Genomic DNA, 12,201 nt, shown 5'->3' on the forward strand with positions numbered 1-12,201 from the left:
AACCCTGCATTATTTGGCGCGATAAAATCATAAAAATATGATAGCATTTTCGGTAAACATTTCTATTTTTGCGAAACATTAAATAACAGTACAATGGAGTCAATACAAAATGCTAATTCAGAGAAACATTATAAATTATTGGTTGTAGCTATCGTTATAGGCATAACAGGTGTTTTCATTCGTTTTGCCGGTGATGAAAACTCTACCTACTTTTCATGGATAGCTAACATTTTATTGGCTTTAGGCGTAGCTGTAGGCTTAAGAGCTGTTTTCAAGATCATCGATTAAGTATAAAGTTTTCAAGATATAAAAGCGCGCTGGCATTCCGGTGCGCTTTTTTTATACCCCCTTTTAGGGGGTTGGGGGCTCTCTACTTCGGCCTGTACTTCGATAAATTCAATATCTTTTGCGCATCCTTATCGGCCATCAACTGTGGTAGGGTAACCTCGGGATGTTTGTCCATATACTCGCGTACAATTTGCCAGCCAGTCCATATTGCCAGTTTGGGTGCCGATTCATTTTTTTCGCCCAGACCGGGGGTAAACGGTGCTTCGGTGAGGAATTTTTGAATTTTGGGATAATCAGTTTCGTACAGCAGGTTTTCTTCCAAAAAATAGCCCCATATTTTTGCTTTAAAATCACCGCACCATTTTAGCTGTTCTGTGGTATAACCTATTTTGGTGGTATCGGCAACATCGGGTAGTATACGGTCCATAAAATACATGATCTTACCGTTATAAATCATTTTGGCAAGTAACGACCTGTCATTATCATCCTCAGGAAACATATCCTCCCGGGCAATACCTTCCATCACGCGGGGGGTAATATTATCGGGGGTAAAATGCCTTGATAAATAATGTGGAAACGCATTGGTTAAGGAAGGGTAAAACCTGGAATTGGCGCCCAGGAAAAGATCAAGCCCTACGGCAAAGTAACCATCGCCAATGGAGGTTTGCGCCTGGAAACCTGAAAGATAAGCATACACCTTAGGTAGTTTTTTTTGCGGATAATAATACTTAATGTATTTAAAAGCCTCGGTAAGGCTGGCATTCTGCGCATCCATGTTGGGGTAGGCGGCATCCACATCATGTTTCAGGTCAATGTATGCTTTGCCCTTGAAAACTTGGCGCAGGGTTTTAAAATAAGCCGTATCATTGGCATTGCCGGCCTGTAGTATATGATTTATAAAATCACTGTAAAAAACGCCATATTTTTTTTGCAGGTAAGCGACTTGCATGTTCATGGGTTTGCTGCGCATGTCATCAAAGTCACGGTCAAACCGCTCTATCTTAACATCTACATTAATATGACTTATATCAATTTTTTTATTGTGTCCGCAGGCTGCTAATATCAGGCTGATAGAAAAAATTAAGTAAATTTGCTTTGCTTTATACCGGGTAGCTACCATGTTTATCCTTTGAGCAAAAATAATTTTTATTTGCATTAATACGTTACTAAACTATTCATGAAACCATCGGGAGTTAAACACGACTTACGATAGCTTCATCGCTTTAAAACAAATATAATTGATGAAAATTGCATTAGCCCAGCTTAACTATCATATAGGTAATTTCGAATCGAACACAGCCAAAATTATTGATCATATACACAAGGCAAAGCAAAACGGCGCCGATCTGGTAGTATTTGCCGAATTATGCGTTTGCGGTTACCCCGCGCGTGATTTCCTGGAGTTTGACGAGTTTATTGGCCTGTGCGAAGAATCGGCAAAAAAAATAGCTGCAGAGTGTATTGACATTGCCAGTATTATAGGTTTGCCAACTTTTAACCATAAAGATGAAGGTAAAGACCTGAGCAACTCGGCTTATTTTATTGAGAATGGCAAGGTAAAGGCTATGGTAAACAAGGCCTTGTTACCAAATTATGATGTGTTTGATGAGTACCGTTATTTTGAACCATCAACCGAGTTTAGCTGCATTGAGTTTAAGGGTAAAAAAATCGCGCTTACCATTTGCGAAGATCTATGGAATACCATTGAAAACCCGCTGTACGTAACCCGTCCAATGGATAGCCTGATCCACCAGCAGCCTGATGTGATGATCAATATAGCGGCATCGCCTTTTTCTTATAACCACGATGAAGAGCGTATTGCTATTTTAAGTGATAATGCCAGTCGCTACAAACTCCCCCTGCTATACGTAAACCATGTTGGTGCGCAAACAGAACTGATATTTGACGGAGGATCACTAATTTTTGACAATACAGGCAAGTTGATAGATGAGCTGCCATATTTTGAAGAGAATATGGCTTATTACACTTTAAATGATGATGACACCATCAGCTTTGAACATACCCCTACCCTTAAAACCGAACGCCCGAGTGATATTGAACAAATACACCAGGGGATCTTATTAGGCATACGTGATTATTTTTATAAATCGGGTTTTAAGCAGGCCATATTAGGTTTATCAGGAGGTATCGATTCGGCCGTGGTATGTGCCCTGGCTGCTGAGGCGCTGGGTCCCGAAAATGTAATGGCGGTACTGTTGCCTTCGCGTTTCTCCAGCGACCACTCCTTAAAAGATGCTGAAGATCTGGTGAACAACCTGGGTTGTAAAAGCGAAACCATAGCCATAAAAAACATTACCGATGCTATTGAAACGGCCCTGCACCCGCAATTTCATAACCTGCCGTTTAACTTAGCCGAGGAGAATATACAATCGCGCAGCAGGGCTGTATTGCTGATGGCCATGTGTAATAAGTTTGGGTATATTTTATTAAACACCAGCAATAAAAGTGAGGCAGCTGTAGGTTACGGGACTTTATATGGCGATATGTGCGGCGGTATATCTGTAATAGGCGATGTATATAAAACCCAGGTATTTGAACTTGCCCGGTATATAAACCGCAATCAGGAAATCATCCCGGTAAACTCTATCATTAAACCACCATCGGCTGAGTTAAGGCCTGGGCAAAAGGATACCGACTCCTTACCTGAATATGATATTTTAGATAAGATACTGGCCGAGTACATAGAGAACCGTTGCTCATCAACAGAGATCATTAAAATGGGTTATGATGAACAAACCGTTAAGCGCACAATAAGGCTTATAAACCTTGCCGAGCATAAACGCTACCAAACCCCGCCAATCCTGAGGGTATCACCCAAAGCTTTTGGCATGGGCCGCAGGATGCCTATTGTGGGTAAATACCTGTCGTAGCGCAAGTATCAAATAATTAGTATCAAGTATCAGGACAGCTCCGTTTACCTTAATAAGCCTTCAAAAATCTTGCTACCAGATACTAATTACTTGATACTTGTTTTCATAAAAATGCCTATATTTCAAGGCCATGAATAAACTTTGCACAGCAATTTGTGTTTGCTTTTTATTGCTGAGTACAGCAGCCTTAACCTTTGCCCAGCAACCCCTTGTAAGCGAGGCTAAACGTGCAGCATTAATTGATCTTTCCACCCAATCCAGAAACTCATATCAGGCCAGTCGCAAGCAGGCTTTAGCACTGGCGGCAAGCAAGGGATGGCGGATACAACGCCGTTCAAAAAATGGCAACCTGATATCGTTACAGGGCTTAAATACCATGGGTTTCCCAGTGTATCTCATCACCCATAATAATACTACGTCGGCAGCTACAACAGGCACCAATGCGGTACAACCCGGTGGATCGCTTGGACTAAGCCTATCAGGTTCCAGTACCTCTTTAAATAACAAATTAGCTATATGGGACGGCGGTTCGGTATATACGGCTCACCAGGAGTTTGCCGGCAAAAATATAACTATTAAGGATGCCGGTTCAGTACTTGACCATACTACGCATGTGGCCGGCACCATGATAGCCAAAGGCGTGTATGCACCAGCTAAAGGCATGGCCTTTAATGCAGCCACCCTGCAATCATATGATTTTGATAACGATGTATCTGAGATGAGTGCGGCGGCATCGGGCCTGCTGTTATCCAATCACTCTTATGGCGACGAGGCCGGATGGAATTTTAATGATACGGATAACCGCTGGGAGTGGTTTGGCCTGCCCGGCGACTCGGTTGATTATACCTTCGGATTTTATGACCCCCGCGCGCAATCATGGGATAAGATTGCGAACAATGCACCATATTACCTCATCGTTGAATCGGCAGGTAACAGCCGCTCCAGCAACGGCCCGGCCATAGGCACAGATTATTATGGTTACAAAAGCCGGACTGATCAAACAATGGTTAATAAAGGCCCCAGGCTGGCTGGTATCAGTGATAATAATGGTTACGATGTCATCAGCACAACGGGCAATGCCAAAAATGTACTCACTGTTGGCGCGGTAAATCCGTTACCTTTTGGGCCCAGCAAGGGCCAGAGTATAAGCAGTGCCTTTTTTAGCAGTTGGGGCCCTACTGATGATGGCCGTATTAAGCCGGATATTGTAGGTAACGGGGTAAATGTATTATCTGTTGGAGTTGATAACCCTACAGCTTATCTTACCCTGTCGGGTACTTCGATGGCTGCGCCAAACATTACGGGCTCCTTATATTTATTGCAGGAATATTATGCGCAAAAAAATGGGGGTAACTTTATGCGTGCAGCCACATTAAAGGGGCTGGTATGCCAAACCGCCTTTGATGCCGGTAATGTTGGCCCCGATTATATTTATGGATGGGGTTTGCTGGATACTAAAAAAGCGGCACAAGCCATAACTGATAACGGAACAAAAAGCATCATAAGCGAAAACACGCTGCAACAGGGTCAAAAGCAAACCTTTAATATAATAGCATCAGGCAATAATGTACTGGCCGCAACCATTTCATGGACAGACCCGGAATCAACACCAACTACCGATGGTGTGATCAATAGCCGTACCCCTAAATTGATCAATGACCTGGATATAAAGATCAGTGATGGTACTACCACTTATAACGCGTGGGTGCTAAATCCAGGCAGTCCGGCTTTGGCAGCAACAACCGGTGATAACATTAGGGATAATATTGAACAGGTTTATATTACTAACACTACGCCCGGTAAAGCCTATACCATCACCGTATCACATAAAGGCACTTTAAAATCAGGCTCGCAGCCATATTCGCTTATTGTTATCGGTACAGGCGGTACAGCTTATTGCGCGTCAGCTCCCATTTCAAATGCCGATTCGCGCATAAATAACCTTAAACTGTCAAACATCAACAACACACCGGCGGCAGGCTGTAAAAGCTATTCGGACTATACTAATTTAACTGTTCAGCTGGAACAGGCAAAAACCTATCCCTTAAGCATAACATTAGGTACATGCGGCGGCAACTTTAATAAAGCCGCCAGGATATTTATTGACTGGAATGGTAACGGCGTTTTTGATGAAGACGAATTAGCAGCTACAACCGGTGTTATTAACGCCACCGGTACTTACACTGCCAATATAAAGGTACCGGGTTCAGTAGTCCCTGATAACTATAGTTTGATGCGGGTAGTGTTAACAGAAACAAGCGATACGGCAACTATACAAGCCTGCGGCACCTACAGTAAAGGCGAAACACAGGATTACCGGGTTCAGTTTTTGCAAACAAGTATTGATGCCGGTGTAGTGGCCATTGTAAGCCCTGGTTCAAGCGGTTCATGCTCGGCAAGTACGCCTGTTACTATCAGGCTTAAAAATTTTGGCAGCGCTGCCATCCGCAATATACCCGTTACGGTTACTATTACCGCGCCCGATAATACCAAAACTACCTACACTGAAACCTATACCGGAACACTGCAACCGCTGATTGAGGATAATTTTACTTTTAGTCAAGAGTTTAACGCATTGGCCGGTGCAACTTATACCATATCGGCTACCAGTAATTTAGCCAGTGACCCGGTTAGCGCGAATAATACAGTAACAGCTACCGCAGTGATCAATACTCCGGCTGTCATTGGTGCCCTTAGTGCCTATTATTGTACCGATAGTAAACAATACCTGCTATCGGGCAGCGGCGATGGAACATTGCTATGGTATCAAAACAGTACTGATGTTATCCCTATAGCCTATGGTTCGCCTGCAATTACGGCACAGGCACCTATAAATAATACCTACTATGCTGGTATAAACGATTTTAAAGGTACTGTAGGGCCTGCCACAAAAAACGTTTTTACAGCGGGGGGCTATAATCAATTTACACCTGAGGTAAATGTGAGCACCAAAATACCGGTGATTATTCAAAGCGCGCGCTTATATATTGGTTATCCGGGTAAAATAACCTTTAATGTGAACAACAGTAATGGGCAAACCGTATCCAGCACTACTATTGACGCACAGGCCACCCGCACCAACCCTCGACCGGGTGAACAAGCTGATGATGCCAATGACAAAGGAATGGTTTATGATCTTAACCTGGAATTACCGGCGGCTGGCAACTATACTATATCAGCTGAGTTTGATGCTACAGCTACCATTTATCGTAATAATGGCGGTGTAAAAGGTTATCCATTTAAAATAGGCGATATATTCAGTATAAGCGGTAACAACGCTGCTCCTGATGACCCAACGGATACCGCCTATTACAAGAACTTTTATTATTATTTTTATGATATGAAGGTGCAAAGCTTAGGCTGCGCATCGGCTGCCAGGCAGGCGGTTAGTTTAACCAAACCAATTGTTACACAAACCGCAAACACCTTAAATTCCAGCTTTGCAACGGGTAACCAATGGTTATTAAATGGTAATGTTATAAGTGGTGCCACCGCTGCTACGTTTGATCCTTTGCAAAGCGGCAATTACCAGGTGGCGGTTACTTTAGCAAGCGGGTGCCTGGCCATGTCTGATATTTATACATACGCACGTACGGTTGAAAATGCCGGTAATGCAACTGATATTGGTTTGGCGGTGTTCCCGGTTCCGACAAGCAGCCGGCTTAATGTGGTTTTTGCAGCCAAAGCCGCCGGCGATCTGAAGCTATCGCTTGTTAATTCACTTGGGCAAAGCGTTTATCTTGACAATCAAAGTGTACCGCAAGGTAATTTCAGTAAGGTAATAGATGTTACCGGGCAAATTCCAGGCGTGTATGTGTTAAAAGTATTGCTGGGGCAAAAAGTATATGCCCGTAAAATAATCATCAGCAGGTAAAAACCTCACCCCAACCCCTCTCCAAAGGAAAAGGGCTTTAAAACAAAAATCTTCCCTAAAAAGGGAAGACTTTTGTTTGTTACCCTCTTTCAGAAAGGGTAGTCAAGTATATCAATGACCAGGTGAGTCTGCTCTACGTATTACAAATACCTTTCAGTTTTCACCTTTCGCCTTTAACCTCTTTTAAAACGTGTATTTCAATCCCAGTCCGGGTGCAATATCAAAAAATGGCCCTCTTGCCAGTTCAAGTCGTGGGTTAAGGTCAAGGCTTATAGCTATTGGGGCTTCGGGTATTTTATATTCAAGACCCAAAGTGGCATCCGCGCCTATTAAAATATGTTTGCCGTTATAATATTCATCATCGCCGCCAATGCGTTTATAATAACCGCCGCGGCCTATTGATCCAAGGTGACCGCCAAAACCATAGTAAAAGTTCAGATTGTCAACGTTAAAGGCCTGTTGATGTATTTCATATAAGCCGGTGATCACCACGCCATGATCACGGATACCGATGATACCTTCGAGCGCGGTGCTTTTATCCATGAAATATTTTATAGAGGGCCCAACTTCATATGCGCCAAATTTTACTCCGACAGCTGTTTTATAATCTTGTGCCTGTGAGCGTTTACCTATTAATAAGAACGAAACCGATAAAAATAAAATGTAAGCTAATTTTTTCATGTAGTGATTTTAAGTTAATGAATTTAATCATGTATTACCATGACACATAAGTTATACGCTTGCTTAACCGCGTTTTAGCCTATATGTTTCATGCAAATAAACGGCAGATTTGAAATTTTATGGCATTTTAATTAAAAAACTATCTTTAAAAATTTCCATCGTATTGATTTTCAGCTTAAAATAATGAGTGTTTCATTGTTAGTTTATGCCCCTAAATAGGTTATTTTAGCAACAAACATTTAATGATAATAACAATGCATAGCCTTAATGTAAAGAAAAGCAGGTATTTAAGTTTGCTTTTATTATTCCTGTTTTTTGTACCTGTTAGCTGTGTGCAGAAACGTTTAGGCATAAACAACAACATTATATACCGTAACGGGATGGTGGTATGTGCCTACCCTGATGCTGCCCAGGTTGGGCTTGATATACTGAAAAAGGGCGGTAATGCTGTTGATGCTGCCGTGGCTGTACAGTTTGCATTGGCCGTTACCCTGCCCGAGGCCGGTAATATTGGCGGGGGTGGTTTTATGGTTTACCGTTCAAAAACCGGCGAAAGCAATACGCTCGATTTTAGAGAGAAAGGACCGGCCGGGGCAAATGTTAATATGTACCTTGATTCTGCCGGTAATGTAATACCAAATATGAGCCTTTATACCCACAAGGCATCAGGCGTACCGGGATCTGTTGATGGCATGGTACAGGCGCACAGTAAATATGGCAAACTAAAATGGGCCGACCTGGTGCAGCCTGCTATTGATCTGGCGCGTAACGGTTTTAAAATAACAAAACACCTTGCTACCGATTTGAACCACACCAGCGGGCAATTTAAAAAATTAAACCCAGGCAAAACCTATTTAATGAAGGAGGGCGAATGGCAGGAAGGTGATATTTTGATACAGGAGGACCTGGCTAAAACATTTGAACAGATCAGGGATAAGGGCAGGGATGGGTTTTATAACGGCGTGGTTGCCGATCAATTAGTTGCCGAAATGAAGAACGGCGACGGGCTGATTTCAAAAGCCGACCTTCAAAATTATCATTCGGTTTGGCGTAAATCAATTATCGGAAATTATAAGGGATACAAGATCATCACCATGCCGCCCCCATCAAGCGGGGGGATTGCCTTGCTGCAATTGCTGCAGTCGGTTGAAAGATATCCTTTAAAAAGATGGGGTTATAACCAGGATTCGACCGTGAGACTGATAGTAGAAGCTGAACGCCGGGTATATGCCGACCGCTCCAAATACCTGGGCGACCCTGATTTTTACAAAGTGCCCGTTGATAGTTTGCTAAGACCTGCTTACATCACAGCACGCATGAGCAGCTTTAGCTGGGATGCCGCTACCCCAAGCACAAGCATTCAACCGGGTACTTTTATAGGTTATGAGAGCGACCAAACTACTCATTATTCTATTGTTGATGGAGACGGCAATGCAGTATCCATCACAACTACCTTAAATGATACTTTTGGCTCAAGGATTTTTGTACAAGGTGCTGGTTTTTTGCTGAACAATGAAATGGACGATTTTAGCTCGAAGCCCGGCGTTCCTAATATGTATGGACTGGTGGGCGGCAAGGCCAATAGCATACAACCCGGTAAACGTATGTTATCATGTATGACACCTACCATTGTTGAAAAGAATGGCAAACTTTTTATGGTAGTAGGTACACCCGGAGGATCAACCATTATAACATCGGTTTTTCAAACCATTATTGATGTGATAGAATTTGACCAAAACATGCAGCAGGCAGTCGCATCCAAACGCTTCCATTCGCAATGGCTGCCTGATGAAGTGGCTACCGAAGCGGGTGCGCTGGATAGTGCAACCGTTATAAAATTGCAAAGCAAAGGATATAAAATAACCGGGCGTGGTGGTATTGGCCGTGTAGATGCCATATTAAAAACCAAACAGGGTTATGAAGGCGGCGCCGACCCAAGAGGAGATGATACAAAATTGGGATATTGAGTTTGCAGTTAGCAATTAGCGGTATGCAGAAGTTCAAAAAGCAAGCTCCCAACTGCAAACTAAAAATTCCCTTGCGTAATCAACAAGCATTTCTTACGTTTGGTATGCATGCAAAATAGTGTTAAACACCAGGAAACCATTGATTATTTTTTGAAAATAGTATGGCAAACCGTAGCCAACAGATATAACCAGTTGGTTACTGAGTTTGGTATTACACAGTCAATTGGTTATTTGCTTATTAATATCGACGAAAAGGAAGGTACTACGGTTTCGCAGGCAGCTGCTTTATTGGGGCTTAAATCAACCAGTTTATCGCGTATGCTTAGTCAGCTGGAAAAAACCGGGTTAATATACCGTGAATCTAACCAGGGTGATAAGCGTTCGGTTAAAATTTACCTGACTGAGTTAGGTAAAGAAAAACGACACCTGGCCCGTGCAGTGGTAAAGCAGTTTAACAATTACCTTGACGCCCACATCAGTGAAGCCGACAAGGAGTACCTGACCGAAATGCTTAAAAAGATAAATAAGCTTACCCTGAATTATAAACCTTAGCTATTTGTCATTAACTATGTGTCATTGAGTCATTTGCTGCGTGTCATTTAATTCGTGGTAATATATCAATGACTTACTGATGTGAAACCAATGACTCAATGAATTTTCACCACACTTTTACTTTAAATTGAACGTTTTATTCAGAAAATTAGTCCCTAAGTATAGGGCAATGGCAGGCTTATGTTTTTATTAATTGTTAAAAAATGTTAAGCTGCCGTTTTTCTATTATAAAAGAATAAATTTGCCTTTTGAAAAAATGAACAGGACACTGTTAATTTTATTGGTTTTAATCGCTGGTTTTAGTGCTTGTAAGAAAACGGTTGATCCTATGATTCAATACAGGGCGCAAGCCGTTATTGATGATAAGATAATCAGCGACTATTTAACAAGTCATCCCGGTTTGGGTGCTAAACGCATCGATACTTCGGGAGTTTTTTATATTATTAACCCGGGCGAAGAAGGGACAGGTAATGATCTGTTCACCAATTCAACCCAGGTTACAGTAGGATATACAGCGCAGATATTAACTACAGGGGTTGTGGTTGCGCAAACCAATGATTTTCATCCCTCATTCCCGTTAGGTAGTGTAATAAGGGGTTGGCAGTTGGGAATACCCCTGATTAAAAAGAATGGTAAAATAAGGTTGCTTGTACCATCGCGTTATGCTTATGGGCCTTTTGCACAGGATTCCATACATTTGCCGGCAAATTCAGTGATGGATTTTCACATACAACTGTATAATGTGATTAACTAATAACCGGGTAAATAATAAAGAGATACAGGTAAAATGGTCAATTAAAATCCATTTAGCCGTTACAAAACAAATAACTTAAATGAACCGAGCAATATGCGAGCTCCATTTAACCGTTAAAAAATCAAATAACTTAAATGAAACAAACAATTTTTACGCTTTTATTAATTACCTCAATAGGTTTAATATCCTGCCGCAAAACCCAAAACGATCCGGACATTAAACAGTACGACAAGATCCAGATACAAAATTATATAAGTGCCAACGGGCTTACCGGCATGAAAAGCGATACTACCAATGGCGATACCAGCGGTATATATTACCAGATACTTGCGCAAGGCTCAACTGCCGGCGTAACTCCCCTGGATTACTCAGATAGTGTGGCGTTTGTATTTACACTGAAATCATTTGATGGTAAGTATACATCTGTAGATACGATTAATAGCAACCATTTTGATGGTTTATTAGGGCATGTGTCTGCTGGCGGTTTGCCAAAAGGTTTACAATCGGCCTTACATGATCTTATTAAATATAGGGGTACAAGAGCAAGAATACTTATTCCATCGCGCCTGGCTTATGGTGTTAACGGTACCGGATCAGGTAGTTCAAGTAATGCAAACAGCCATATTGCAGGTAACCAGTGCCTTGATTATTATGTGAATGTAGTTTCAAGTGTTGATGCCTATGATGATTATCTGATCAATGATTATATGAAAAGAAATAGCATGTCGGGATTTACACATGTTACGTCAGGTCGTGGCCGAGGTTTATATTATAAAGTTACAACTCCCGGTTCGGGTACAGGAGATGTTCTTGAATATGAATCTGCCTTCACAGCTGTTTATACAGGCAAATTCTTAAATGATCTTGTGTTTGGCAGCACAGCAACTGACAATTCGGGCGCAACAAGCTCATTTTCCCTGCTTACAGATCTTGTGGCAGGTGTGCAGGAGGCATTAAAAGGACAAACGGCAGGTGCGGTGGTATCCATGTTTATTCCATCAAGATTAGCCTATGGCAAGAGTGGTAATGCTAGCAACACCGGTGGTCTTAGTATCGGTGCGGATGTTTGCTTACATTTTGATTTTACAGTATCAACAGTTACGAGCCCATAATTTATTATAACATGGTGACTAATATTAATAAAAGATAGTATTTATTTAATATAATATTATAAATAAATACTATCTTTGAAAG

General features: G+C 41.9%; 9 protein-coding genes. 7 read left to right on the forward strand and 2 right to left on the reverse strand.

All coding sequences use genetic code 11. The features are described 5' to 3' along the window. Positions 1-93: 93 nt before the first annotated feature. Entirely contained in the window at positions 94-288 is a 195-nt protein-coding gene (locus tag AC1DRQ_RS15845; protein ID WP_429400359.1) for a hypothetical protein, read from the forward strand. 82 nt (positions 289-370) lie between these two features. Here AC1DRQ_RS15845 and gldB read toward each other — a convergent pair whose 3' ends face one another. Further along, complete coding sequence (gene gldB, locus AC1DRQ_RS15850) at positions 371-1,408, reverse strand: gliding motility lipoprotein GldB (protein WP_477425654.1); 1,038 nt, start codon at positions 1,406-1,408, stop codon at positions 371-373. A 121-nt stretch (positions 1,409-1,529) separates the two neighbouring features. Between gldB and AC1DRQ_RS15855 the strand changes: the two genes are divergently transcribed. Together AC1DRQ_RS15855 and AC1DRQ_RS15860 are read left to right on the forward strand one after the other, a co-directional pair. After that, positions 1,530-3,179: an NAD+ synthase gene (locus AC1DRQ_RS15855; protein ID WP_477425636.1), complete on the forward strand. Its 1,650-nt coding sequence runs from the start codon at positions 1,530-1,532 to the stop codon at positions 3,177-3,179. A 130-nt stretch (positions 3,180-3,309) separates the two neighbouring features. Continuing rightward, positions 3,310-7,053, forward strand: a complete 3,744-nt coding sequence (locus tag AC1DRQ_RS15860; RefSeq protein ID WP_477425637.1) for a S8 family serine peptidase — start codon at positions 3,310-3,312, stop codon at positions 7,051-7,053. A 183-nt stretch (positions 7,054-7,236) separates the two neighbouring features. Here the strand turns inward: AC1DRQ_RS15860 and AC1DRQ_RS15865 are convergent, their stop codons facing one another. Next, a complete protein-coding gene (locus tag AC1DRQ_RS15865; RefSeq protein WP_477425638.1) occupies positions 7,237-7,734 on the reverse strand; it encodes a hypothetical protein in 498 nt (165 codons plus the stop codon). A 254-nt stretch (positions 7,735-7,988) separates the two neighbouring features. Between AC1DRQ_RS15865 and ggt the strand changes: the two genes are divergently transcribed. The 4 genes from ggt to AC1DRQ_RS15885 all read left to right on the forward strand — a co-directional run bounded on the left by ggt (position 7,989) and on the right by AC1DRQ_RS15885 (position 12,119). After that, a complete protein-coding gene (gene ggt, locus AC1DRQ_RS15870; RefSeq protein WP_477425639.1) occupies positions 7,989-9,701 on the forward strand; it encodes a gamma-glutamyltransferase in 1,713 nt (570 codons plus the stop codon). A 108-nt stretch (positions 9,702-9,809) separates the two neighbouring features. Next, the gene (locus tag AC1DRQ_RS15875; protein ID WP_429400353.1) at positions 9,810-10,253 is read left to right on the forward strand and encodes a MarR family winged helix-turn-helix transcriptional regulator; all 444 of its coding nucleotides are present in this window, start codon (positions 9,810-9,812) and stop codon (positions 10,251-10,253) included. Positions 10,254-10,509: 256 nt separating this feature from the next. Then, positions 10,510-11,007: an FKBP-type peptidyl-prolyl cis-trans isomerase gene (locus AC1DRQ_RS15880; protein ID WP_477425640.1), complete on the forward strand. Its 498-nt coding sequence runs from the start codon at positions 10,510-10,512 to the stop codon at positions 11,005-11,007. Positions 11,008-11,141: 134 nt separating this feature from the next. Then, positions 11,142-12,119 carry an FKBP-type peptidyl-prolyl cis-trans isomerase gene (locus AC1DRQ_RS15885; RefSeq protein ID WP_477425641.1) on the forward strand — a complete coding sequence of 326 codons (978 nt, stop codon included), beginning with the start codon at positions 11,142-11,144 and terminating at the stop codon, positions 12,117-12,119. The last annotated feature ends 82 nt before the right edge of the window (positions 12,120-12,201 follow it).

Source organism: Mucilaginibacter sp. P4_E8 (assembly GCF_056401495.1).

What these genes read in the sequence shown, in the direction of transcription:
- AC1DRQ_RS15865 (WP_477425638.1), bottom strand. Translation starts at nt 7,734, where the DNA reads ATGAAAAAATTAGCTTACATTTTATTTTTATCGGTTTCGTTCTTATTA.
- AC1DRQ_RS15885 (WP_477425641.1), top strand. Translation starts at nt 11,142, where the DNA reads ATGAAACAAACAATTTTTACGCTTTTATTAATTACCTCAATAGGTTTA.
- gldB (WP_477425654.1), bottom strand. Translation starts at nt 1,408, where the DNA reads ATGGTAGCTACCCGGTATAAAGCAAAGCAAATTTACTTAATTTTTTCT.
- AC1DRQ_RS15875 (WP_429400353.1), top strand. Translation starts at nt 9,810, where the DNA reads ATGCAAAATAGTGTTAAACACCAGGAAACCATTGATTATTTTTTGAAA.
- AC1DRQ_RS15855 (WP_477425636.1), top strand. Translation starts at nt 1,530, where the DNA reads ATGAAAATTGCATTAGCCCAGCTTAACTATCATATAGGTAATTTCGAA.
- ggt (WP_477425639.1), top strand. Translation starts at nt 7,989, where the DNA reads ATGCATAGCCTTAATGTAAAGAAAAGCAGGTATTTAAGTTTGCTTTTA.
- AC1DRQ_RS15845 (WP_429400359.1), top strand. Translation starts at nt 94, where the DNA reads ATGGAGTCAATACAAAATGCTAATTCAGAGAAACATTATAAATTATTG.
- AC1DRQ_RS15860 (WP_477425637.1), top strand. Translation starts at nt 3,310, where the DNA reads ATGAATAAACTTTGCACAGCAATTTGTGTTTGCTTTTTATTGCTGAGT.
- AC1DRQ_RS15880 (WP_477425640.1), top strand. Translation starts at nt 10,510, where the DNA reads ATGAACAGGACACTGTTAATTTTATTGGTTTTAATCGCTGGTTTTAGT.